The following is a 24,324-nucleotide window of genomic DNA, read 5'->3' on the forward strand; positions in this document are numbered from 1 at the left end:
TAAGAATGTGATAAAACAATATAAAAAGAGGTATGAAAATTGAAACGAAACTTAAAAACTTCAACAATCATCATATTAATTTTAACGATTATCGCTTTGGAAGTTGGAATTGCGATTTATGATCATAATCTGTCATTAGATACGATTTACTTTGCAGCAATCCTCAGTTGTATAGTATTGCTTTTTGGCACACGTATTTCTAAAGAGAAAGAAAGTACATCGAAACAGAGAGGAAGCAAAACAGCTCTTATATTTTGGCCATCTATTTTATTGTCTATCGCTAGTTTTGCAATTATAAGTTATATAAGAATAGGCTATGTTTCAGTGCCAGGGATAATTGGTTTTTCATGCTTTGTTACTTATGGTGGATTCGTGTTTATTACTATTTTAAAGAGAAAAAGTAAAAATTAAAGATAGCTTACTAAGTTGAAATGGAGAAATATATGAAACACATAGAGTATGGTACTCGTACTGAAGGAGAGTACATAAAAAATAAAGTAATTCAATATAACATGTCGACTTTAAGGGATGAAGCAAAACAGCCGATGGAGCAAGTAAGTTTTGTAGTAAAAGATGAGGATGGAAAAATATTTGGTGGGGTAACAGGAACGATGTATTTTTATCATCTTCATATAGATTTTTTATGGGTTGATGAAACAGTTCGTCATGATGGTTATGGCAGTCAACTGTTACATAAAATCGAAGACATCGCGAAGGAAAAAGGGTGTAGATTAATATTATTAGATTCATTTAGTTTTCAAGCGCCAGATTTTTATAAAAAGCACGGCTACCGAGAATATGGTGTTGTTGAAGATCATCCTAAAGGACATAGCCAACACTTTTTAGAGAAGCGGCTATAGTAATAGTATTCGTGCTCTAGAAGAAAAGTTGATTTTAAAAGCATCACCAAACAAGGTGATGCTATTTTTAATTTATAGCAACTACTCAAGCTGATGTAATTATGGGGACAAATAGTACGATTCGTATAGCTATGATTTTCTTTTTTAATGGAAATGAGTTACTGTCTTTGTAGAAGACACTTGTCGTATTTACTATATGTACTAGCAAATACTATTGAATTTTTAGGAGAGGAAGAGCAATAAGACGAGCTCTGAATATAATACTAATAAAGGAGGTGTTAAGCAATGGGTTACATTGTAGATATTTCAAAATGGAACGGTAACATTAACTGGGATGTAGCCGCTCCACAACTAGATTTCGTAATTGCTAGGGTACAAGATGGATCAAATTATGTAGATCCTTTATATAAAAATTATGTCCAAGCAATGAGAACTAGAAATATTCCATTTGGTAACTATGGATTCTGTCGCTTTATTTCAATTGCTGATGCGAAGAAGGAAGCGCAAGATTTTTGGAATCGCGGTGATAAGAGTGCTACAGTTTGGGCTGCTGACGTAGAAGTGAAAACAATGGATGACATGAGAGCAGGTACACAAGCTTTTATCGATGAATTACGCCGACTAGGTGCTAAAAAAGTTGGTTTATATGTTGGGCATCATGTATATGAGCCTTTCGGAATGGCGAACGTAAAAAGTGATTTTGTATGGATTCCTCGATATGGCGGCAATAAACCAGCATATCCTTGTGATATTTGGCAATACACGGAGACAGGTAATGTACCAGGTATCGGCAAATGTGATTTAAATCAATTAATAGGTAATAAACCACTTTCCTGGTTTACTGAATCAGTACCGAAACAAGAAAATATACAAGGACAAGTTTCTAAACAAAATATCATTCAATCTGGAGCCTTTTCACCTGATGAAACTCCAGATGTTATGGGAGCGTTAACTTCTTTAAAAATGACTGCTACCTTCATTTTACAATCGGATGGTTTAACGTATTTTGTTACTGAACCAACTAGTGATACGCAATTAAATGCTATGAAAGGCTGGCTTGATCGAAAAGGTTGGTGGTATGAAGTTAAATAGTAAAAATTTACTAGTTACTATTTGAATAGCAAAAAAGAGCCCTCCAACAGGATGGCTCTTTTTTTGCTATTCAAATAGCTTATTCATTAAATCTTGGATTTCACGTCTTCTTTTATCTGTTTCGTCTTTATCAATTGTATACGTATCATCCTCGATTATAAGAATATCACCTTCTTTTGCAGTAGAAGGGAGTTTGGATTTAGGTACATCAATTGTTACGTTATTCAATTCAATAATTGCTAGTTCGCCTTCAAAACGGTCAATAATACCTCTTTTCATAATTATCTCTCCGTTCTTACAGAAATGTTAGAACCATCACTATTTATAATTACAGTTCCATTTAAATCAGTTCTATATACATTAACAGACATTGAATGTAACTTTGCTAAAGTTTCCTGTGTAGGATGGCCATAACGGTTACCTGCACCTGCACTAATTACAGCGATACTTGGTTTCACTGCATCTAAAAATGGCTGAGAAGAAGATGTCTTACTTCCATGATGACCAGGTTTTAATACGTCAGATTTTAGGTTAGAACCATGTGCTAGAACCATATCTTTTTCACTTTTAGATTCAGCATCACCAGTAAATAAGAAAGATTTGCTACCGTGTGTTACTTTTAATACCGCACTCCACTCATTTAGATCGTTATCGTATTCTTTCACGGGAGCTAAAAATTGTGAGTTTAAACCGTTGATTGGTAAAGTTACTCCAGAATTCGCTTCTTTAATTGTTAATCCTTTGTTAGCTACTGCAGTTAGGAAGTCTTTGAACGTTTGTGTCGTATGACTTACTTTAGGGGCGTAAACGTTTTTTACATTCATAGCATAAAGCACTTCATCTAATCCGCCTACATGATCAGCATCAGGATGAGTGGCAATCATATAATCAATAGTTTGGAATCCTAATCCTTTTAAATAATTTGCTACTACTTTACCTTTGCCGTTGTTACCAGCGTCAATAAGGATCGTTTCTCCACTTGGAGATTTAATAAAAGTAGCATCACCTTGTCCGACATCAATATAATGTACCTCTAAGTTACCTTTAGGCTTAGGAAGAGCTGGACGGAAATTTGGTTCTAATACACGAGCCAAAAATGCAGCGAATTGCTCACGAGTTACTTTTACACCTGGACCAAATGTACCATCAGGCAATCCAGTAGTAATATTATTTTGTGCTAAAATTTTGACATAATTGTAACCCCAGTGATTAGATGGAACATCAGGGAAATTGACGTCTGCACCTGTAGGCTTCAAATTAAAAGTTTTAACTAAAACTACTGCCATTTCTGCACGAGTTAATGAGCGGTCAGGGAAATAGTTTGTTTCACGTTGTACAATGTTATTATGTGCTAACTTATGTACAGAATCATAGTAATAGATACCTTTGGCTACATCGGAAAAAATATGATTATAGCTAGATGGTTTTTCTAATTTTAAGGATAAATCTAGCATTAAGGCCATTTGTCCACGAGTTACATCATCACTCGGTTTAAAAGTTCCTTCTGGCGTACCTTTAATGATACCTTTATCCGATAAATAGTTAATTTCTTTAATTGCCCAATGATTAGATTGGACATCAGGGAAAGATTTAGCACTTGTAAAATTAGGGATGAATAATGATAAAATTATGACAAATGCTGTTAGTAATAAACTAAACTTTTTCAAAAAATCGCCTCACTTTGTATATTTTTTACCTAATTAACTTTACCATTTATTGCAAGAAATTCAAGTTTTAATAGTTAAAAATAATATGAGAAATGCTTTTGGTATTATATTCATTAGTTTTCTCTTATTCTGTATATTTGATATACGTAATATAAAAGGATGAGAGTAACGATTGCAATTGTAAAATTGATATTATAAATTTATTTTATGAAGTTTTTTTGTAACAGGTTGGATTCTATAGTTTTATATTGAAAGAAGTAAAGTAAGACAAAATAAATATAATGAGTAATTTGATGGGAGAAAGAAAATGTACACGTATAAATTGCAACATGAACAACCAATCTGCGTAGGCAAAATAAAAAAACTTTATGACTCTGTCGGTTGGTGGCCAGAAAGAAAAGAAATCGATATTCAAAAAATGTTAAAGCATAGTATAGCAATTGGAGTATGGGAAGAAAATGAATTAATCGGATTTGCTAGAGTTGTTTCTGATGGTGTTTTTCGAGCGTACATAGAAGATGTTGTTGTGCATGAGATTGTAAGAAAATAAAGGGATTGGGGAGAAGATGCTTACAATGTTACTTCAAGAAATATCTCATGTTCATATTGTTAGTCTATTTTGTGGAGAGAAGTTAATAAAGTTTTATGGTGAACACCAATTTCAAGCGACGAAACAAATTGTAATGCATCGTAATCAAATAGTGAAAGAATAAGAGGTGCAAAGGAAAATGAATGCAACAAGAACATATTGTTTATCAAAAAGAAAAGCGACTGAAGATTCTCCTGATGGTTGGAATGCAACATGTATGAGGCTTAATAATAAAATATTTGCGATAATAAACCATGAAGAAGGAGAAAAAGCTGCGATTACATTAAAATGTGATCCAGAACTTGCATTAAGATTAAGAGAAGAGTATCCAGAAGCAATCATTCCCGGGTATCATATGAATAAAAAACATTGGAATACAGTGTATATACATAAAGATGTAGAGCAAGAGCAAATTAATAAGATGATTGATTGGTCATATGATTTAGTTCTACAATCATTTTCAAAGAAAAAGCAGCAAGAGTTATTAGATTAATATGTATAAGGGGTGGAAGTAATGAAAGACACGATCAAAGATACATATGATAAATTAGCGAGTACATATAAAGAAAATCTAGACTTGGCAAATCCATATAACAGTTATTATGAAAGACCAGCGATGATGGAGATGATTCCAAAGAATTTAGAAGGGAAGAGTATATTAGATGCTGGATGTGCAGCTGGATGGTATACTACTCAATTTGTAGAAAGGGGAGCAAATGTTACTGCAATTGACGTAAGTTCTGAAATGGTAAAAGCTGCAAAGGAAAGTACGGGTAATAAAGCAACGTTTCTTTGTCATGATTTGCAAGAAGTATTACCATCTGAAGATAATACTTTTGATGTTATTGTAAGTTCGTTAACGCTTCATTACTTAGAAAATTGGGATAAAGTATTTCAGGAGTTTCATCGAGTATTGAAGCCAGGTGGCGAATTTATATACTCCATTCATCATCCTTTTATGGATTTTACAAAGTTTACTAGTGAAAATTATTTCGAAAAACAATTATTAGTAGATACTTGGGTTAAACCAAATATTACAATAGAAGTTAGCTTTTTTAGAAGATCACTCCAAGACATAATTAATGAAACAACAAATTATTTTGTGTTAGATAAAATGGTGGAACCGAGGCCGGTTGAAAAAATGAGAGAAGTAAATGAAACATCATATCATTATCTAAATACAAATCCACATTTTCTTATTATGAAAGCCATTAAAAAATAGGTAGTAAAATAATTATATTTTACTACCTATTTACAGTTTTTAATTACATATTAGGAGATTTTGAGATGAATAAGAAACGAAATAGATTATTATATGCGCTATTTACTATAGTTATAATTATTTTAGGTCTTAGCTCAAGAAAGTTAGCTTTTGCGTTACCTCATCTATTAAACGCGTACTTAGGCGATGCTTTATGGGCACTCATGATTTTTACAGGGCTCGGTTTTTTATTTCCTAAAATAGAAACGAAGAAATTGGCTTTTATAAGTTTACTGTTTTGCTACGGGATTGAAGTAAGCCAATTGTATCATGCTGAATGGATAGATAGCATTCGTGCAACGACTTTAGGTGGCCTCGTATTAGGTTACGGATTTTTGTGGAGTGATTTAGTTGCTTATACAATTGGTGTTGGGATTGGAATGTTTTGTGAGTTTATATTACAGAAGAAATAATAGATTTAAAAAGGGGTATGTATGAAAAAAATAATATTAATAGGTTCTGGTGGTTCAGGAAAATCTACATTAGCAAGGCAGTTAGGTAATAAATTAAATATTAAAGTACATCATCTTGATGCGTTATTTTGGAAACCGAATTGGGAAGGTGTACCGAAAGAGGAGCAAAGAAAGGTTCAAAATGAATTAGTTAAAGAAGATGAGTGGATTATTGATGGGAATTATGGCGGGACAATGGACATAAGAATTAACGCTGCTGATACAATTATCTTTCTTGATATTCATAGAACAATATGTGTTTATCGTGCTTTTAAAAGGGTTGTACAATATCGGAATAAAACAAGACCGGATATGGGTGCTGGATGTGAAGAAAGGTTTGATTTGCAATTTTTTAAATGGATATGGCAATATCCTAAAACGAAACGACCCTCAATTTTAAAAAGGCTAAATCAATTGAGTAAGGAAAAAGAGGTTATTATTTTAAAATCTTCAAATGAAGTAAGACTATTTTTAGAGAAATACGATACCATAGATAATTAGACTATAAAAAGAAGTAACATGGGGGGATAGGATTGAATAGATTCATTAGCCCGGTTGATTCTAATATGGTGAAAATTCCAGCAGGAAAAGTAGAATTAAGAGATGATCGAATAAAAAAACAATGGCAAGTTCAAGTTAAACCGTTTCTTCTTGCAAAGTATGTTGTAACAGTGGAATTATATTATGCTATTATGAATCGTGCACTAAATGGTAATGAAAATAGTAACAAACCAGTTGTAAATATTTCATGGAATGATGCCATTATATTTTGTAATTTACTTTCAAAAAAAGCGGGATTAAAAGAGTATTATTCTATTAATGATGGTGGTCAAATTGTTAGTTGTAATTTAGATTCAAATGGGTACCGATTACCTTTTGAAGCAGAGTGGCAATATGCGTGTAAGGCAGGAACTACCGGATACATATATGGAGAACTGAAAGAGATTGCTTGGTACAATGAAAATTCTAGTGGACATATTCATGAGGTCGGAAAAAAAGAACCGAATGCATGGGGACTTTACGATATGTTAGGAAACGTTTGGGAATGGTGCTATGATTTATATGATGAACAAGTGTACGGATCATACCGAATTTTCCGCGGCGGTAGCTGGGCTGAAGCAGCTAGAGGTTGCGGTGCGACTTGTCGTCGCCGTAGCCATCCTACATTTCATATAGATGACCTTGGATTTAGGCTTGCTAGGTCCATTTAGAAAAATAAGACAAAATACCTGTAATACTAATGACAACATAGAAAAGATTTTAATGAAGGAGTGTTTTAAGTGGCACGTGTTTTATTCATTAATACTGGATCAGAAGGACATATAAATCCTACATTGCAAGTTGTAGAAGAATTAGTCTCACGCGGGGAAGAGGTAGTTTATTTTTCAATAGAATCTTTTAGAGAGCGTATTGAGAAGACGGGTGCTACTGTACGAACAATTGACGATCAAAAATTTATAAATGCTTTTCTTTCCGGTGGTCGAAATTATTTACCAGAGAGAATAAATGGTCTTTTACATACGGCAGATGTTATTATACCAAATGTTCTTGAACAAATTGAAGGGGAACAGTTTGATTACATCATTCATGATTCAATGTTTGGCTGTGGCCGTTTAATTGCTCAAATTCTAAATCTTCCAGCAATAAATTCTTGTACATCTTTTGCACAGAATGAAAAATCATTTGAACAAATGTTGGATTACTTGTCTAAAAGTATCCCAATGGAAGTTCAGGATAGGATACATAATGATTTTGAAAGATTAACTAAGGGGATTGCGGAAAAATATAGTGTTGAAATAAACTCACCATATGAAGTTTTCTGTAATCCAGCGCCACTTACTATTGTGTATACAATAAAAGAGTTCCAACCTTTTGGAGATATGTTTAATGAAACATTTAAATTTGTAGGTCCATCCCTGCACAAGTAAAAGATGAAGAGTTTGATTTTACTACAATTGAAGAAAAAAGCCCGATTTACATTTCACTAGGCACTGTTTTTAATGAATCGCTTGATTTTTATAAACTTTGTATGAAGGCGTTCGAGAATAGTGATCATACTATTGTTATGTCTATTGGTAATAAAACAAAAATAAGTGATTTAGGTAACATTCCTAAAAACTTCATTGTAAAAAACTATGTACCACAAACTAAACTACTTGCATATACAAAGTTGTTTATTACACATGGCGGAATGAACAGTACACATGAAGGATTAAATAACGGGATTCCACTTATTGTAATTCCGCAAAGTGCAGATCAGCCAGTAATCGCAAAGCAAGTAGAGAATCTAGGAGCTGGGATTAAGTTATCTATAAATGAATTAACTGTGGAAGAACTACGTGAAAGTGTAGAATTTGTATTAAATAATCCATCATATAAAGAAGCTGCATTGAATTTGAAGGAGTCTTTCCGAAAATCTGGTGGTCATAAGGAAGCTGCTGATGAGATTTTTACATTTATAGGTCAGTAATAAATGGAAGATTATACATGAGAAGAGTGTCTATATGAAATGATATAGACACTCTTCTTTTATATGAAGCGGAGAATTCGTTGTTTTGAAATGTTAAATATTCTGTTTTATAAATTCGGACCATAGTTTTACGTGTTACTAATGCTTTCATCATTTCTGCACAACTTCTGCACATACTTTGATGATTTCTATGTCATGATATATTCATCAAGTGAAATATTTCACAAGAAATGAAATATATTTTCACTGCGGTGTATGCATAATTAACACATACATCGATACAAGATTGTCTCTTGTTATTCTTTTACATCGAAGCCCACATTACACTACAAAGTATAACAAGAAGGGGACAGGAACATGAATAATCGATTATTAAAACAACTACAAAACATGAAAATGAACAAAAAAAGTCTAGGAGCTGTTGCATTAACAGCTGGAATTATTGGCACGACACTTATTCCTCAAAACGCATACGCGCACGGTTTTGTTGAAAAGCCTAGCAGCCGATCTGCTTTATGTAGTCCAACCTATGGTGCACTAAATGCAAACTGTGGAAGTGTTATGTATGAACCACAAAGTTTGGAAGCTCCAAAAGGGTTCCCGCAAGCTGGCCCAGTTGATGGACAAATCGCTTCTGCAGGTGGTAAATTTGGTGGTGTTTTAGATCAACAAACAGCTAATCGTTGGTTTAAAAATACAATCACAGGCGGGGAAAATACTTTTACTTGGAAATATACAGCGCCTCACTTAACAAGTAAATGGCATTACTATATTACAAAAAAAGAATGGAACCCAAATAAAGCGCTCACAAGAGCAGATTTAGAACCAATTGGAACTGTACAACATGATGGTTCTGCAGCCTTAAATCATTTAACTCACAAAATCAATGTGCCTACTGATCGTAGTGGATATCATGTGATTTTAGCAGTATGGGATGTAGCGGATACAGCAAATGCATTCTATAATGTAATTGATGTTAATCTTATTAATGATGTGAAACCGGACATAGAAGCTCCAAGTACTCCAAATGGAATTCAAGCACTTAAAGTAACAGCGAATAATATAGAACTAACGTGGATTGCTTCTACGGATAATGTAGGGGTAAAAGGGTATCAAATCTTCCGTAACGGAGAGATGATTGATACAGTACCAGGAACTCATTTTATTGATAAAAAATTACAACCAAGTACAGAATACTCTTATACTGTAAAAGCAATTGACGCAGCTGGAAATGTATCGAAAGAAAGTGCAGCGCTTACAGTAAAAACAACAGTTGAGGCGCCTGATACAGAAGTACCAACACAACCAAAAGGATTACATAGTATGGGAACGACAGCGTCAAGTGTGGATCTAATGTGGAGTTCCTCTGACGATAATATTGGTGTAGACCATTACGATATTTATAGAGAAACAGAAGGATCATTGAAAAAAATTGCAACATCCAATACGACTTCTTATATGGATAAAAATTTACTTCCTAATACTACTTATAAATATGTAGTGAAAGCTGTTGATGTAGCTGGAAATGAATCTGTACAGAGTGATATATTCACAATTACTACAAAAACTGAAAGCGCTTCATATGAAGAGTGGAATGCAAAGAAAGCATATGAAAAGGGAGATAGAGTTCTACACGAGGGAAAAGTATATGAAGCTGTCCAGAGTTATCAAGGAAATGGGGATCCAAACTGGATTTATGCCTTATCATTATGGAAAACAGTGTAAGCTTTACCTAGATATGAACTAAGAGATGATGGGCTTTGATGCAAAAGAAAATCTTGAGAATTCACTTTTCTATTTATAAAAAAGGGTAGTATATAAATTCATATACTACCCTTTTTATTATGATAGTACTTTCGTCATAATAACGTGCGGAATACCATCTTCAATAAATACATCAGAAGAAGTTTGATAATCTAATTTTTTATAAAATCCTTCAGCTTGTGTTTGACCGTGTAGTTTTACTTTTGTAGCTTCTTTGTCACGAGCAATTTCTTCTAGCGCTTTGATTATTACTTTTCCTAATCCGTATTTACGATAGTCTTTTAAAATACAGATGCGTTCTAATTTTCCTGCACCGTCAACAAATCGTATACGACCTGTACCTACAGGAAGATCGTTATAATAAACTAAAATATGTTTGCATTTCTCACCAATTTTATCGAATGTATCGAATTCATCTTCAAGAGGGACATTTTGTTCTTTTACAAATACTTCTTTTCGAATATGAAAGGCAGTTTCTAAATCTGTAAGTTCTGTTATGATTTTGGAGTGCAAATTGTTCAGCCCTTTCTAGAGTGATGTTCTTTTGTTTTCATAGTATATCATACTTCAACATTATTTTATTTTTTGTGCTTGAACAATAAAAAAGATGGAAGTTAAATTTTTCATAAAATAAATGATTTTGAGTTTCTGACGTCAAAAAGAATATATTATGAACTAACGCCTGCAATCAATATGGAAAAGGAGAGGCTGTATAATGTCATTATTAATAACTACATTATTTCTTATTTTCCTTTCTAATTTCATTATTCATATTCTGTTAAAAAGCAAAATAAATAAAATTACCCTCAATTTTGTTAGTGGTGTAGTAATGTTACCTGGTATACCTATATTTTGGTTCATTATATATAGCCGTAAAACAACATCTAATGATTTTTACTTTCCGTTAATTGTTACAGTAATTTTTATTATAATGTTTGTAATTCATACAATTAGATGCGTTACCAATGACATGAAAAAAGGATGAGGAAGCACCTCATCCTTTTTAACTACACGGAATAAAGCGGATTTATAATTCCTCTATTCCGTTTTCAGTTCCAATAATCGCCTTACTAGTCATATTAACAAACAACCCTGTTTCAACTACACCTGTAATCATTTTTAATTGAGTGTGTAAATTGGCTGGATTAGATATGTTATGAGGGAATATACAATCGATAATCATGTTTTTGTTATCGGTAATAAACGTTTCGTTATTTTTTAAACGTAACGTTGTTTGACAACCTAAAGATTGAATTTTCCTTTCGGTTTGTTTCCATGAAAAAGGTATAATTTCAACAGGTACTGGGAAAGTACCTAAATGTGTTACAAGTTTCGATTCGTCAGCAATAATAATTAGTTCTTTGGAGGAAGTGGCAACAATTTTCTCGCGAAGTAATGCGCCACCACCACCTTTTATAAGTTGTAAATTAGCATCAATTTCATCCGCTCCATCAATTGTAAGATCAAGGCTTTGTACGTCGTTTAACGAAATTAGAGAGATATTTAGTTGTTTAGCTAATACTTCCGTTTCTTTTGACGTTGGTACAGCTTGAAATGATAAGCCTTCTTTTACACGCTCATCTAATTTTTGTATCGTCCAATATACAGTAGAACCTGTGCCAAGTCCAACTTTCATCCCATCTTTTACAAAGATAGCAGCATATTCACCAACGAGTTGTTTTAAATTTAGCATATTATTCTGCTGGACGTGGGCCTGCATCTAGACCTGAATTTTCCACTGTGAGTATAGGACGAACGACTATATCTTTATGTACGTGCATTTGGCATGATAAACGTAAGTGATCTTCAATTCCTTTTTCCGTAATTGCATTTTTTTCATTAGAACTTGCTTCACAAAACTCACCTGCTATAATTTCTACTCTACAAGTTGTGCAGCGTGCTTTCCCGCCGCAGCGATGGAGAATGTGTACACCGTTATCTTCGATCGCTAATACTAACTTTGTGCCTTCTTTTACATCAAAAGTTCCCGCACCTTCAATTGTTAATTTTGGCAAATTTGTTCCTCCTCAAGTAAAATTGTACATAACATATTTATGACCGCGAATTATTGAACATAAACATAATTTTTTTATATGCCCCGTAACTTTTTTATTTGTTTAATCGTTAATTAAGTAAGCGCTGAAAAGGAGTGGTTATTTTGTGCACAAAAGTAACTCATATTTTAAAGAATCATATCGATATGAATCATTCAAATATAAACTTTTTAATTGAGCAATATGGAGAATTGAAAAGGTACTGTACATTTTTAACGAAAAACAAATGGGACGGCGAAGATCTTGCCCAAGAAACAGTTTGTAAAGTTCTTCAAAAATACAGTAATAAAGATATTTGTATGACGCTTGTATATAAAATAGCTAGAAATCGCTGGATAGACCAGATGAAATCAAAATCAGTTCATGAAAAAATAAAGGAACAAATTATTTTTGATGCCCCACAAGAGAACATTGCAGATTTGCATGAAATGGTAGGGAAAGTATTATCGTCATTAAATGTACAACAATCCACAATTTTATTATTAAAAGATGTTTTTCAATATAGTATAGGTGATATTGCTAAAGTATGTTCCGTATCAGAAGGTGCAGTGAAAGCTTCTTTATTTCGGAGTAGAAATAGACTGAAAACTGTAAGTGAAGAAGGGATTGAGATAGTCGAATTCACAGATGACATTGAAGTTGTAGTAACGTCTATTCGGGAGGAAAAGCCGGAATTATTAACAAAACTTCTTCCTACAATAGATTTTACTAAGTTACCATCTAAACAGTCAGTCTTACTATTTAATGAGAAAAAACCTTCTTCCTACAGTTGTATGCTTTATGCGGCATAACAATTATTGGAGGGATTTAAAATGAATGCAATTCCATATGTAGTTGAACAAACGAAATTAGGAGAACGTTCCTATGATATATATTCACGGCTATTAAAAGACCGCATTATTATTATCGGTTCAGAAATAAATGATCAAGTAGCGAGTAGTGTCGTAGCTCAATTATTATTTTTAGAAGCGGAAGATGCAGAGAAAGATATATATTTATACATCAATAGCCCAGGTGGTTCAACGACAGCGGGTTTTGCCATATTAGATACGATGAATCTCATTAAACCAGATGTACAAACGCTATGCATGGGATTTGCAGCATCGTTTGGTGCATTGTTATTATTATCAGGTGCAAAAGGAAAACGGTTTGCGCTCCCTAACAGTGAAATTATGATTCATCAGCCAATTGGTGGTGCGCAAGGCCAGGCAACAGAAATTGAAATAACAGCGAAAAGAATACTAAAGTTAAAGCGTGATATTAATAAAATGATTGCAGAAAAAACGGGGCAATCGATTGAAAGAGTAGCACATGATACAGAAAGAGATTATTTTATGACTGCTGAAGAAGCGAAAGAATATGGGATTGTAGATGATGTTGTTACGAAAAAATAAGATAAAACAGGCTAGAGGAATAGCATATCCTCTAGCCTGTTTTATTAATCTTTTACCCATTCATCAACTAGTGCTTGATTCTTTTCAATCCATTTGCGCGCGGCTTCTTCAGGATCTTTCGTTTTATTTAACATGACCATTAATGTACCAAGTTGTTCATCGTTCATTTTCCATTTGTCAAAGTATTTCACGATATCTGGATAATCTTTTTCGAAACCTTTACGAACAGAGTAATAAATATCATCTTTTTCACCATATACTTTCTTAGGGTCTTTTAAATATTTTAAGTCAAATTCTGAAAAGCCCCAATGCGGATTCCAAAGCGTAACAGCGATTGGTTTCTTTTTCGTATATGCTTTCTTTAATTCACTCATCATCGCAGCTTCAGAAGATTGGACAAGTTTTAGTTTAATATCATATTCCTTCATCGCTTTATTTGTTAAATTCATAAGACTACTACCGGGTTCGATACCGACAATTTTGTTATCTAGTTCATCTTTATGAGCATTTAAATCCTCAATACTGTTAATGTTTTTCATATAAGAAGGGACGACAAGGCCAAGTCCAGTACCTTCATACCATTTTGATTTTAAGACTATATCATCTTTATAACGAGCATTTAGCGGTTTATCCGTAACAGGTAGCCATACTTCTAAATTAGCATCAACATCACCGCGAGCAACGCCAGTCCAAATTGCAGCTTTTTCTAAGTACATGAGCTCAACTTTGTAACCTTTTTGTTCTAATAAAACTTTCCACATGTTTGCCGTTGCAATGTTTTCTTTCCAACTTGTTACACCAAGTTTAATTTTTCCTTTCGAATTTGCATTTGTTGCATTACATGAAGAGAATATCATAGTAATAAATAATGCAAGGCATATAATCCATATTTTCTTTTTCATCGAAACCCTCCTAAGAAATGTTTGCCTTTTTAAATAAATGTATAAGTAAGCATTCTTATTATGAACGGAAACGCGAATTTTAAAGAAATCTTATGAATGTCATTTTTATGTAATATTTCTTTGTAAAATCGCAACACTATATGAATAGATGGGTAGAAAAGGAGTAGTGACATGGATAATACAAAGGTGCGTGTTGAAAACGTAACAAAAGTATTTGGGAAACACCCGCAAAGAGCGCTGTCTTTATTAAAAGAAGGAAAAAGCAAATCGGAAATTTTGAAAGAGTCAGGAATGAACGTTGGTGTAAAAAAGGCAACCTTTGAAGTATATACTGGAGAGATTTTCGTTATTATGGGTTTGTCTGGTAGCGGGAAATCTACGTTAGTTCGGATGTTAAACCAATTAATTAAACCAACAGCGGGGCATATATACATAGATGGTGAAGATATCGCAACGATGGGAAAAGAAGAGTTGCGAAGAGTGAGAAGAACGAAGATGAGTATGGTGTTTCAAAAGTTCGCTTTATTTCCACATCGTACAGTGATACAAAATGTTGCGTACGGGTTAGAAATTCAAGGAGTTCCAGTAGAGGAACGAGAGAATAAAGCGTTAGAATCGCTACAGTTAGTAGGACTTGATCATCATAAAGATAATTATCCAAGTCAACTTAGTGGCGGTATGCAGCAACGTGTTGGAATCGCAAGGGCATTAACAAATAATCCAGATGTATTGTTAATGGATGAGTCATTTAGTGCATTAGACCCACTGATTCGAAAAGAAATGCAAGATGAGCTGTTAGAATTACAAGATAAAATGGAGAAAACAATTATTTTTATTACACATGATTTAGATGAAGCTCTTCGAATTGGAGATCGTATCGCATTAATGAAAGATGGAGAGATTGTTCAAATTGGAACACCGGAAGAAATTATGATGAGTCCTGCCAATGAATTTGTAGAGAAATTCGTAGCGGATGTAAATTTAGGAAAAGTAATCACGGCGGAATCTATATTAAAACGACCGGAGACTTTATTAATTGATCGTGGACCGCGTGTAGCACTTCAAATTATGAGGAACGCTGGCGTTTCTACTGTGTATGTTGTTAACAAAAAGTATGAGTTTTTAGGGATATTAACGGCAGATGATGCGAGTAAAGCCGTTCAAAAACAGTGGCCAATTGCTGATTTATTACTTACCGATATCCCGCATGTGTATTTAGATACTTTACTTGAAGAAACGTATGCGAAAATGGCGGAGATGAAATATCCGTTACCAGTAATTGATGAGAAGAAAAGGCTTAGAGGAATTATTAAACGCGAAAGTGTCATTCAAGCTCTTGCAGGTAATATTGAGGAAGAGGTGAAAGACGATGAGTAGTATACCACGTATTCCATTAGGGGAATGGGTCGATTCATTTGTTGCAAGTTTATATGAGCACCTTGAAGGTTTATTCCGAGGATTCTCTTATATTATCGGTGGATTCGTTGATTTACTCACTAATTTTTTAACAATAATACCGGCCATATTGATGATTATTATCCTTTGTTTCCTCATTTGGTACACAACGAGAAAGGTATCTTTAATTATTTTTACACTGATCGGTTTATTATTTATTTTAAATATTAACTACTGGGCACAGACGATGCAAACATTAGCACTTGTACTTACGTCTGTTATTATTTCAATTATTGTAGGAATCCCAATCGGAATTTTAGCTTCTCAAAATGAACGATTCTCAAAATTTTTAAAACCGACATTAGACTTTATGCAAACAATGCCGGCTTTCGTATATCTTATTCCTGCAATTACATTTTTCGGAGTAGGTGTAGTGCCTGGGATTATCGCATCCGTAATCTTTGCAATGCCACCGACAATTCGTTTTACTGACTTAGGAATTAGACAAGTTCCAGAAGATTTAATTGAAGCAGCGAATGCGTTTGGCTCTACCGCATCACAAAAATTATTTAAAGTACAATTACCACTCGCAACTGGAACAATCATGGCTGGTGTGAACCAAAGTATAATGCTTTCTTTATCGATGGTAGTAACAGCATCTCTTGTAGGAGCACCAGGTCTTGGAGTTGATGTATACCGTTCTGTAACACAAGTTAATATTGGAATGGGATTTGAAGCCGGACTAGCTATTGTTGTCATTGCGATTATATTAGACCGCATTACACAAGGATTTCATCAAAAAAGAAGATAAAAGGAAAACACACTTTATTATACAAAGTGTGTTTTTTGTTTGAATAGATTACACACGAACAATGACAGAACCACCAGGTGGTGCACAAACTTGTTTTTGGTGTTGTTCCATTGATTTATATTTGGATTCCAATGAGGATGCATTTGAATCGTTCCTCCTTAAATAAATTACTGATATTTCTTATAGTAAATGCCTATATATATTTAATGGTTACTTGAAATTTTTTCATTATAAAGGAGTATGCACAGAAAATGGAAAATATTATATGTGAAGTTATAGTTCATTTTTTGGAAATATTCAAGTGAGATAATGAATATATTAATACATTCAAGTAAATGTATGTTATTTAGGGAGAAATGATGGGAGGAGATGCAATTTTGGCTAAAAATAATAAAAGGAATGATGCCTTGGCAATAGGTGTCGGTATAGGGGTTGTAATCGGTGTATTTCAAGGTTTTTTTACTAATAATTTAGTAATCGGAATTGTGATTGGAATCGTAATTGGGATTGCGTTTTTGAAGAAATAATAAGGTGCAAATTTATTTCAAAAATTGCCGAATTGAAAGAATGAATTTTCGGAATATAAATCCTATTTTTCCTTTTTTTATGATATTATTAATAAAAAGGGTGGTGATGGATATGTCAACAAATAATCAAGTAGAACGAAAATGCTTTATTTGCGAGAAACATAAAGGAAATATTACAGTTCCAGGTGGAGCTATTTATGAAGATGAACTCGTTTATGTTGGACATGTCCACTGGGATAGTGAAGAAACATACCTTGGTTATGTAATGATAGATATAAAAAGACATATACCTGGTCTTGCTGAACTAACAGATGAGGAAGCGAAAACGTTCGGACTTATAACAAGTAGAGTAAGTAAAGCGTTAAAAGAAAGCGAAGGTGCAGAGCATATTTACACTTTTGTTTCAGGAAATGGTGTACCACATATGCACATGCACATCATACCGCGTTATCCAAATACACCCAAAGAATTTTGGTCACCAACTGAAGTAGCGAAATGGACTGATGCGCCATATGGTGACGAAGAGAAAATTAAAAAAATATGTGAAAGAATACGAAAGTATATGGTAAATGAGTATGCATACAACAAATAATAGACAATATTCATGGGTTGGAAATACAGAAATGTGTTTAGGAGAAATTTCAGTTAAACAATATGGTGACGTTGTACTTGGAAAATACGGCGGGAATATAAGCGCCGGAGCAACAAAGAACGAAGATGGTGCGTTAGTTTGGTCAAATGGTGATTGGGAATTTGCAGCTATTTTAGATGGACATAATAGTGCGGAAAGTGTTGATTTAGTAGTAAATACAATCCAAAAAGAATATGAAAATATAAAAGTAATGATGAATGAATCGATTGATACAGTATTTCGATCTGTTGAAAATCATCTACTTACAATCTTTCAATCCCTCTCATTTAAAGAAAAGTGCAAAAGAGTAAAAGGGGAAACAGCGTGCTTAATATGTGTAAGAAAAGAAAACTACATATGGTGGTTATCTATTGGTGATTGTTTAGTTTATGTATTTCATGAAGAGTTACATAAGTTAGGACAATATGCATTAAATCAACGTCATTTTTACGAATGGATTGGAAATATAAACACATTTAATTTACCAGTCCCTTGCTATTCAACAGGAATTCGTGAATTACGTGCTGGAAAGAATCGAATTGTAATAGTCACAGATGGGGTATTAGAATGCGGGGAACGTCATTATGAAACACCATTGAATCTGTATAATGATATGAACGAAAGTAATGTAGAACTAAAAGAAAATGTTCATAATGTTTTAGAACACGTTCATCAGCAATTAGGGAGAGATAGTGCGACTATTATTAGTTGGGACGTAGAGAACAAAATGAGTACTACGTATCCGAGTGATCAGCCGGAGAAAATCCAGACGATAAGATAAAGGAGGTGATCTCTCTAATGCATGTGAAAGTAATTGTATTAGTTTTATGGATCATATTCTTATTTGTTTTAGAAAATATAGTGAGAAAAAGGCTAAATATACCGAAACAAAAAGGATGGAATAATAAATATGTAAATAAGCTGCATAAATGGGGAAACAGGATTATTATTTTTTCGTATATAGTAGTTATAATTATATGTTCTTCTCTTTCGAACCCTCTATACATGGGCTTCCTACCCTTTCTGTTTTTAATTACGTTGTATAGTTTCGAATCATATATGGAATGGAAATATGATAGAGAATCAAGGGAGTTTTTGATGTCCTTAGGCGGAGTTGTATCACTATTGATAACGGGGATAATTCTATATTTCCTTATTTAATACGTATTGATTAAGACACTATGGCAATATCACAAAATGAGCAATTATAGGGAGAGAAGAAATGAAAAGTCCTCGATTACGTGCTGAAGTAATGATTTTAAATGAAGATCATTCTAACGTACTTGTACAATGTGATTTAAGAGAAACATTTTATCGTTTTCCAGGAGGTTACATTGAATTTGGTTAAACAGCAAAAGAAGCAATAGTAAGAGAATTAATAGAAGAATACAATTTGAAGATTGATGTTCAAGAATTGGCCGTAGTAAATGAACATATTTTCGAGTGGGACAACGAAAAAGGACATCATTGTACATTGATACATAGGGGAATTGTTAAAGACAGGGTAATAAATGAAATTAGACATAAAGAATATGAGGATATTATATTAATTTGGAAAAGTATAAATGAATTAAAGGAGAGGTCCACATATCCTGAAGGAATTGTAAGTTATTTAGAAGAGAATAAACGTAATATAGTCCACTCTATTTCTAAAAATAAATAAAGTAATAAGAGGGGGGATAACAATGGGTATTTCTACAATCTTGATTATTATTATTGGACTGGCTATAGGTGGTTACTTTTTAGAACAGTGTTTAAGAATAAAATTAAATATGGAGAAAAGAGGCTTCTTCGGATATAAGCATGTGAATAGTTTACATGTAAAAATAGAAATAGGACTTATTATTATTTATATAATAGGTAGTTGTTATTATATGTTTAAATTTGAAAACTCTAAAATGGCTTATGTCATGTTCATTTATTTAGGGGTATCATCGACTTTAAGAGCATGGATGGAATGGAAGTATGATAGAGAATCAAAAGAATATATACTCTCGATAACGGGAATGGTTGCATTTATATTGATGCTCTCAATACTAGTTTATTTCGTTCCACCTGCTGCATAATAAGGTGATTATTGATGGTACAAATCAAGAGTTAACTAATAAATAAGAAACCATTGAGTAGTAAATGGTTTCTTATTTAAATTCATCATTTATTTTAGCTAATATGGATGTAACGAAATTTGTTTTATCCTCAGCATATTTATGTTTATCATTAGGTATTAGCTTGTGAAAGTTGAATCTTTAACTGTTCATACTGAATACGAGAAGTTTTATTGTCTATTAAGTAATCTCTGAATTGTAATTGTTCTATTAAATATGTATTCCTTTGTTCATACATATGAATTTGATGAGTTCTTGGCTCTCCTTTATTAAAATAATATCGTTCAGGCAATACATCTTTTCTGTATTTATAGTTTAGCAGTTCTAACTTTTTAATACATGTTAAGCCGTCCGTATAATCTTCTAATTCGATTGCAATATCAATAATTGGCTTTGCACTTAAATGTGGAATAGAGGTACTACCAATATGGTGTATTGCTAAAATATGTTCGCCAATTTGTTCCTCAATGAATTGTTTCTCTTTCATAAATTCAATTTGCCATTCTTCAGTCCACGGAACTAAAAACACTTTTCCATACGGTAAACCTAACATTTAATTAGCACCTCTTTCAAAATGTTTATCAAAAAAGTTAACTACATTTTCTTAAAGGTTCTCAATACAAGGTATTCCCACAATCTCCAAGGAAGAATCCTCTTCGCAAAGATCATAAATTTTACACCTTTTCCAATCGGATATCGTAAATTCGTACGCTTAAATTCAGCGATTTCTATAATTTTATTAGCAACTTCTATCGGATTACCAAATGTATCACTGCCGCTATTAATATGTTTTTGTATTTTGCCCATATATTCTTTGTAAGGAGAAGATGTATCAGATTGGTTTGTAGCTAGTTGTTTACCAACTTCCCATATATTCGTGTTATAAGAACCAGGTTCAATTAAAGCAACATCTATTCCGAAAGGCTTTACTTCTAAACGAAGGGATTCACTCCAGCCTTCTAATGCATATTTTGAAGAAACGTAAGGAGATAGACCAGGGAATCCGACTTGGCCACTAATACTACTTATATTAATGATTTTCCCACTTTTTTGTTCTCTCATATAAGGTAATACAAGTTGAGTAATTGATATAGCTCCAAAAAGGTTTGTTTCAAATTGTTTACGGTATTCCTCTACTGGAATTTCTTCTACAAAGCCCCCATTTGCATATCCTGCGTTATTAATAAGTAGATCTACTCTATTTATTTCTTTTATATATAATTGAAAGTTATGTATAGAGTTTTGATCGGTTACATCTAATTGTTGAACTGTTATGTTTTGTTGTAAGTTCAGTTTAGTAGCTTGAGATATTAAATCTTCTTGTTTATTAAGGTTTCGCATTGTAGCTATGACTAAATAGTCTTTTTTCGCAAGCTCAAGTGTTGTTAAAAGACCGAAACCACTTGAAGACCCGGTTATAACTGCGATTTTTTTATCCATTTTCCGCCAGCTTTCTTTTTCTTTTATCATAACGAGTTATGATAAGAAAATCTATTATTCTTACATTCGTATTGAGAGCAATACCCGTTAATTCTATATTCTATGGGATTTTTAAAAAAGGGAATTATAAAGACTCAGCGTATATAGAGAAGTGAGTATGAATATGTTAATGAAATGAGGGAAAAAAATGGCCCATGTGAAAGATGTTTTAGCAGATCAATTATTAGCAAATGCAAACGATCCTAGTTGGTATATTCCATTTTCAGATGCAGTGAAAGATCTACCTGAGAGAGAAGCTTTCTGGAAACCGAATGAAGAGAGTAATAGTATAGCTGAAATTGTACAACATTTACTGTATTGGAATTCAACGTGGCAAACTAGGTACAAAGAATCGAATGTGGATGCCGTGCCCGCTATTGGTGATAATAACAAAAGTTTTATGCTTTCAAATAATCAAACCTTCGATGAGTTAAGAGAAAAACTACTAGAGAAACTGTTACAATGGCAAAAGCTTATAAATGAAGAGAAGGTTGAAAGTGATGTAGTTGGATTTCCTGTTTCTGCAAAGTGGTGGGAAATATTAGCAAATGTAACAACTCATAACGCTTATCATATTGGTCAAATTATTTACATCCGGAAGTTACAGAAGAGTTTTGATAATGAATAAGATAATCATTCTAACATTAAGTGAACAAAAGTGGACAAAACGAGACATATGTCTCATTTTGTCCACTTTTTTATTTCTAAAGGAAAGAGAAAACCGATGAAATCAATGATTAGAATTTGGCACAGTACTTGCAATATAAAAGATGAACAAGAAAATAGGAGGGCTGGACATGTTAAAAACAACTGAAAGTAAAGGGAATGAAATTACGAAAGAACAAGCTCGTTGGATGTATGAAAAAATGTTAGAGATTCGTAAGTTTGAAGATAAGGTGCATGAATTATTCGCCCAAGGCGTTCTGCCAGGTTTCGTTCATTTATACGCAGGTGAAGAAGCGGTAGCAGTTGGTGTATGTGCCCACTTAACGGATCGTGACAGTATTACAAGTACGCATAGAGGACATGGACATTGTATCGCAAAAGGCTGTGATTTAAACGGGATGATGGCTGAACTTTTTGGGAAAGTGACAGGGTTATGTAAAGGTAAAGGCGGTTCCATGCATATTGCCGATTTAAATAAAGGAATGCTTGGTGCAAATGGGATTGTAGGCGGAGGTTTTCCACTTGCTTGCGGCTCAGCATTAACAGCTAAATATAAAGGAACGAAAGATGTGAGTGTTTGCTTCTTCGGTGACGGAGCAAATAATGAAGGGACATTTCACGAAGGGGTTAACTTAGCAGCGATTTGGAAGTTACCAGTTATTTTTATCGCCGAAAATAACGGTTACGGTGAAGCAACGACATTTGAATATGCGTCAAGTTGTGATTCCATTGCAGATCGAGCAAAAGCTTACAATATTCCAGGTGTTCAAGTGGATGGAAAAGATTTACTTGCAGTATATAAAGCCGCGGAAGAAGCAGTAGAACGTGCGCGTAATGGCGGTGGTCCAACAATAATTGAATGTATGACATATCGCAATTACGGTCATTTCGAAGGTGAAACACAAACGTATAAAACTTCAGAAGAAAAAGAAGAACATTTAAATGAAAAAGATGCGATTGTGAATTTCCGTAAGCATTTAATTCATGAAGCGCTATTAACTGAATCTGAACTTGTCGATATGGAAAAGGCAGTAGATGAAGCAGTGCAAAGATCAATTGAATTTAGTGAAAATAGTCCATATCCAGAGGATGAAGAATTATTAAAAGATGTATACGTTTCTTACAAATAAGAGGAGGGTGAAAAATAATGACTAGAACAGTAAGTATGTCAACTGCAATTAATGAAGCGATGAAAATATCAATGCGTCGTGATGAAAATGTAATTTTAATCGGAGAAGATGTTGCAGGCGGTGCACAAGTTGATCACCTGCAAGACGATGAAGCATGGGGCGGTGTGCTTGGTGTTACGAAAGGCCTTGTACAAGAATTTGGTCGAAATCGTATTTTAGATACACCTATTTCAGAAGCGGGTTATATGGGAGCGGCGATGGCAGCTGCTGCAACAGGATTACGTCCGATTGCTGAATTAATGTTTAATGATTTTATCGGTAGTTGTCTTGATCAAGTATTAAACCAAGGCGCAAAGTTTCGCTACATGTTCGGTGGTAAAGCAAAAGTGCCAGTTACAGTACGTACGATGCATGGTGCTGGTTTTAGCGCAGCGGCACAGCATTCACAAAGTTTATATGCGTTATTTACGAGCATTCCAGGTATAAAAGTTGTCGTTCCTTCTACTCCGTATGACGCAAAAGGCTTATTATTAGCAGCAATTGAAGATGACGATCCAGTTATCTTCTTTGAAGATAAAACACTTTACAATATGAAAGGCGAAGTACCAGAAGAATACTATACAATTCCATTAGGGAAAGCAGATATTAAACGTGAAGGTTCTGATGTAACAATCGTCGCAATTGGAAAACAAGTTCATACAGCACTTGCAGCTGCTGAGCAATTATCGAAAAAGGGACTTGAAGTAGAAGTAATTGATCCACGTTCTTTATCACCATTGGATGAAAATACGATTTTAGCATCTGTTGAAAAAACGAATCGCCTAATTGTTATTGACGAAGCAAATCCAAGATGTAGTATCGCAACGGATATTGCAGCAATTGTAGCGGATAAAGGATTCGATTTGTTAGATGCACCTATTAAACGAATTACAGCACCACATACACCAGTTCCGTTCTCTCCACCACTTGAAAAGTTATACTTACCAACGCCGGAAAAAGTAATTGAAACCGTATCAGAAATGATCGGAGACCAATCTTTATTACATGTGTAATGAAACGATGAGAAGGGAGAGAG

28 protein-coding genes and 4 pseudogenes are annotated in these 24,324 nt (G+C 33.7%); 24 read left to right on the forward strand and 8 right to left on the reverse strand.

Annotation, left to right across the window (positions count from 1 at the left end; all coding sequences use genetic code 11):
- Window positions 1-39: 39 nt before the first annotated feature.
- The 3 genes from JDS99_RS00750 to JDS99_RS00760 all read left to right on the forward strand — a co-directional run bounded on the left by JDS99_RS00750 (window position 40) and on the right by JDS99_RS00760 (window position 1,952).
- Window positions 40-411, forward strand: coding sequence for a hypothetical protein (locus JDS99_RS00750; RefSeq protein ID WP_199694213.1), 372 nt, complete (start codon window positions 40-42; stop codon window positions 409-411).
- A 32-nt stretch (window positions 412-443) separates the two neighbouring features.
- Complete coding sequence (locus JDS99_RS00755) at window positions 444-860, forward strand: GNAT family N-acetyltransferase (protein WP_199694214.1); 417 nt, start codon at window positions 444-446, stop codon at window positions 858-860.
- A 285-nt stretch (window positions 861-1,145) separates the two neighbouring features.
- Window positions 1,146-1,952: a GH25 family lysozyme gene (locus tag JDS99_RS00760; protein WP_199694215.1), complete on the forward strand. Its 807-nt coding sequence runs from the start codon at window positions 1,146-1,148 to the stop codon at window positions 1,950-1,952.
- Window positions 1,953-2,018: 66 nt separating this feature from the next.
- Here JDS99_RS00760 and JDS99_RS00765 read toward each other — a convergent pair whose 3' ends face one another.
- Together JDS99_RS00765 and JDS99_RS00770 are read right to left on the reverse strand one after the other, a co-directional pair.
- Window positions 2,019-2,231 carry a DUF3006 domain-containing protein gene (locus tag JDS99_RS00765; RefSeq protein ID WP_087983863.1) on the reverse strand — a complete coding sequence of 71 codons (213 nt, stop codon included), beginning with the start codon at window positions 2,229-2,231 and terminating at the stop codon, window positions 2,019-2,021.
- A 2-nt stretch (window positions 2,232-2,233) separates the two neighbouring features.
- Complete coding sequence (locus JDS99_RS00770) at window positions 2,234-3,619, reverse strand: S-layer homology domain-containing protein (protein ID WP_097890112.1); 1,386 nt, start codon at window positions 3,617-3,619, stop codon at window positions 2,234-2,236.
- Window positions 3,620-3,926: 307 nt separating this feature from the next.
- On the opposite strand from JDS99_RS00770, the pseudogene JDS99_RS00775 reads away from it, so the two are divergent.
- The 8 genes and pseudogenes from JDS99_RS00775 to JDS99_RS00810 all read left to right on the forward strand — a co-directional run bounded on the left by JDS99_RS00775 (window position 3,927) and on the right by JDS99_RS00810 (window position 10,116).
- Window positions 3,927-4,332 (forward strand): annotated as a pseudogene (locus JDS99_RS00775) (GNAT family N-acetyltransferase).
- 15 nt (window positions 4,333-4,347) lie between these two features.
- Window positions 4,348-4,701: an MmcQ/YjbR family DNA-binding protein gene (locus tag JDS99_RS00780; RefSeq protein WP_088063687.1), complete on the forward strand. Its 354-nt coding sequence runs from the start codon at window positions 4,348-4,350 to the stop codon at window positions 4,699-4,701.
- Window positions 4,702-4,722: 21 nt separating this feature from the next.
- Window positions 4,723-5,430, forward strand: a complete 708-nt coding sequence (locus JDS99_RS00785) for a class I SAM-dependent methyltransferase (protein WP_137015553.1) — start codon at window positions 4,723-4,725, stop codon at window positions 5,428-5,430.
- Window positions 5,431-5,495: 65 nt separating this feature from the next.
- Window positions 5,496-5,882, forward strand: a complete 387-nt coding sequence (locus tag JDS99_RS00790; RefSeq protein ID WP_098856930.1) for a ribosomal maturation YjgA family protein — start codon at window positions 5,496-5,498, stop codon at window positions 5,880-5,882.
- A 21-nt stretch (window positions 5,883-5,903) separates the two neighbouring features.
- The gene (locus JDS99_RS00795; RefSeq protein WP_199694217.1) at window positions 5,904-6,422 is read left to right on the forward strand and encodes a DNA topology modulation protein; all 519 of its coding nucleotides are present in this window, start codon (window positions 5,904-5,906) and stop codon (window positions 6,420-6,422) included.
- 65 nt (window positions 6,423-6,487) lie between these two features.
- Entirely contained in the window at window positions 6,488-7,132 is a 645-nt protein-coding gene (locus JDS99_RS00800) for a formylglycine-generating enzyme family protein (protein ID WP_098090270.1), read from the forward strand.
- Between the two features lie 69 nt (window positions 7,133-7,201).
- Window positions 7,202-8,391: pseudogene (locus tag JDS99_RS00805) on the forward strand (macrolide family glycosyltransferase).
- Window positions 8,392-8,748: 357 nt separating this feature from the next.
- Window positions 8,749-10,116 carry a lytic polysaccharide monooxygenase gene (locus JDS99_RS00810; protein WP_199694219.1) on the forward strand — a complete coding sequence of 456 codons (1,368 nt, stop codon included), beginning with the start codon at window positions 8,749-8,751 and terminating at the stop codon, window positions 10,114-10,116.
- A gap of 117 nt (window positions 10,117-10,233) precedes the next feature.
- Here the strand turns inward: JDS99_RS00810 and JDS99_RS00815 are convergent, their stop codons facing one another.
- The 3 genes from JDS99_RS00815 to JDS99_RS00825 form a co-directional block, all read right to left on the reverse strand.
- Window positions 10,234-10,668, reverse strand: coding sequence for a GNAT family N-acetyltransferase (locus JDS99_RS00815; protein WP_060486723.1), 435 nt, complete (start codon window positions 10,666-10,668; stop codon window positions 10,234-10,236).
- A 514-nt stretch (window positions 10,669-11,182) separates the two neighbouring features.
- Window positions 11,183-11,848: a ribose-5-phosphate isomerase RpiA gene (gene rpiA / locus JDS99_RS00820; protein WP_199694220.1), complete on the reverse strand. Its 666-nt coding sequence runs from the start codon at window positions 11,846-11,848 to the stop codon at window positions 11,183-11,185.
- A 1-nt stretch (window position 11,849) separates the two neighbouring features.
- Window positions 11,850-12,170, reverse strand: a complete 321-nt coding sequence (locus tag JDS99_RS00825; RefSeq protein ID WP_001125375.1) for a 2Fe-2S iron-sulfur cluster-binding protein — start codon at window positions 12,168-12,170, stop codon at window positions 11,850-11,852.
- Window positions 12,171-12,313: 143 nt separating this feature from the next.
- On the opposite strand from JDS99_RS00825, the gene JDS99_RS00830 reads away from it, so the two are divergent.
- The gene (locus JDS99_RS00830; protein WP_199694221.1) at window positions 12,314-13,000 is read left to right on the forward strand and encodes an RNA polymerase subunit sigma-70; all 687 of its coding nucleotides are present in this window, start codon (window positions 12,314-12,316) and stop codon (window positions 12,998-13,000) included.
- A gap of 21 nt (window positions 13,001-13,021) precedes the next feature.
- Window positions 13,022-13,603, forward strand: a complete 582-nt coding sequence (clpP, locus tag JDS99_RS00835; RefSeq protein ID WP_199694222.1) for an ATP-dependent Clp endopeptidase proteolytic subunit ClpP — start codon at window positions 13,022-13,024, stop codon at window positions 13,601-13,603.
- Between the two features lie 44 nt (window positions 13,604-13,647).
- Here clpP and JDS99_RS00840 read toward each other — a convergent pair whose 3' ends face one another.
- The gene (locus JDS99_RS00840) at window positions 13,648-14,505 is read right to left on the reverse strand and encodes a glycine betaine ABC transporter substrate-binding protein (RefSeq protein ID WP_199694223.1); all 858 of its coding nucleotides are present in this window, start codon (window positions 14,503-14,505) and stop codon (window positions 13,648-13,650) included.
- A gap of 171 nt (window positions 14,506-14,676) precedes the next feature.
- Here JDS99_RS00840 and JDS99_RS00845 point away from each other — a divergent pair, with 171 nt between their 5' ends.
- The 8 genes and pseudogenes from JDS99_RS00845 to JDS99_RS00880 all read left to right on the forward strand — a co-directional run bounded on the left by JDS99_RS00845 (window position 14,677) and on the right by JDS99_RS00880 (window position 19,935).
- Window positions 14,677-15,882: a quaternary amine ABC transporter ATP-binding protein gene (locus tag JDS99_RS00845; RefSeq protein ID WP_199694224.1), complete on the forward strand. Its 1,206-nt coding sequence runs from the start codon at window positions 14,677-14,679 to the stop codon at window positions 15,880-15,882.
- A complete protein-coding gene (locus tag JDS99_RS00850) occupies window positions 15,875-16,711 on the forward strand; it encodes an ABC transporter permease (protein WP_000095064.1) in 837 nt (278 codons plus the stop codon). Before JDS99_RS00845 ends, JDS99_RS00850 begins: the two co-directional genes overlap by 8 nt.
- Window positions 16,712-17,070: 359 nt before the next feature.
- Window positions 17,071-17,238 carry a glycine zipper domain-containing protein gene (locus tag JDS99_RS00855; RefSeq protein ID WP_048547350.1) on the forward strand — a complete coding sequence of 56 codons (168 nt, stop codon included), beginning with the start codon at window positions 17,071-17,073 and terminating at the stop codon, window positions 17,236-17,238.
- A 40-nt stretch (window positions 17,239-17,278) separates the two neighbouring features.
- Window positions 17,279-17,830, forward strand: coding sequence for an HIT family protein (locus JDS99_RS00860; RefSeq protein WP_098856934.1), 552 nt, complete (start codon window positions 17,279-17,281; stop codon window positions 17,828-17,830).
- Complete coding sequence (locus JDS99_RS00865; RefSeq protein WP_199694225.1) at window positions 17,808-18,650, forward strand: PP2C family serine/threonine-protein phosphatase; 843 nt, start codon at window positions 17,808-17,810, stop codon at window positions 18,648-18,650. The genes JDS99_RS00860 and JDS99_RS00865 overlap by 23 nt, the downstream gene beginning before the upstream one ends.
- Window positions 18,651-18,667: 17 nt before the next feature.
- Complete coding sequence (locus JDS99_RS00870) at window positions 18,668-19,030, forward strand: DUF4181 domain-containing protein (protein WP_000558206.1); 363 nt, start codon at window positions 18,668-18,670, stop codon at window positions 19,028-19,030.
- 61 nt (window positions 19,031-19,091) lie between these two features.
- Window positions 19,092-19,532 (forward strand): annotated as a pseudogene (locus JDS99_RS00875) (NUDIX domain-containing protein).
- Window positions 19,533-19,554: 22 nt separating this feature from the next.
- Window positions 19,555-19,935: a DUF4181 domain-containing protein gene (locus tag JDS99_RS00880; protein ID WP_199694226.1), complete on the forward strand. Its 381-nt coding sequence runs from the start codon at window positions 19,555-19,557 to the stop codon at window positions 19,933-19,935.
- A gap of 72 nt (window positions 19,936-20,007) precedes the next feature.
- Here the strand turns inward: JDS99_RS00880 and JDS99_RS00885 are convergent.
- Together JDS99_RS00885 and JDS99_RS00890 are read right to left on the reverse strand one after the other, a co-directional pair.
- A pseudogene (locus tag JDS99_RS00885) lies at window positions 20,008-20,527 on the reverse strand (GrpB family protein).
- A gap of 41 nt (window positions 20,528-20,568) precedes the next feature.
- Window positions 20,569-21,414 carry an oxidoreductase gene (locus JDS99_RS00890; RefSeq protein WP_206773103.1) on the reverse strand — a complete coding sequence of 282 codons (846 nt, stop codon included), beginning with the start codon at window positions 21,412-21,414 and terminating at the stop codon, window positions 20,569-20,571.
- Window positions 21,415-21,601: 187 nt separating this feature from the next.
- Here JDS99_RS00890 and JDS99_RS00895 point away from each other — a divergent pair, with 187 nt between their 5' ends.
- The 3 genes from JDS99_RS00895 (at window position 21,602) to acoB (ending at window position 24,301) form a co-directional block, all read left to right on the forward strand.
- A complete protein-coding gene (locus tag JDS99_RS00895) occupies window positions 21,602-22,081 on the forward strand; it encodes a DinB family protein (protein WP_060486729.1) in 480 nt (159 codons plus the stop codon).
- Between the two features lie 169 nt (window positions 22,082-22,250).
- Window positions 22,251-23,249 (forward strand): acetoin:2,6-dichlorophenolindophenol oxidoreductase subunit alpha, encoded by a 999-nt coding sequence (gene acoA, locus JDS99_RS00900; protein ID WP_199694230.1) that lies wholly within the window; start codon window positions 22,251-22,253, stop codon window positions 23,247-23,249.
- A 17-nt stretch (window positions 23,250-23,266) separates the two neighbouring features.
- Complete coding sequence (gene acoB / locus JDS99_RS00905) at window positions 23,267-24,301, forward strand: acetoin:2,6-dichlorophenolindophenol oxidoreductase subunit beta (protein WP_088608819.1); 1,035 nt, start codon at window positions 23,267-23,269, stop codon at window positions 24,299-24,301.
- Window positions 24,302-24,324 lie beyond the last annotated feature (23 nt).

This window comes from Bacillus cereus group sp. N6, from assembly GCF_016483705.1.
GTDB classification, from domain to species: domain Bacteria; phylum Bacillota; class Bacilli; order Bacillales; family Bacillaceae_G; genus Bacillus_A; species Bacillus_A wiedmannii.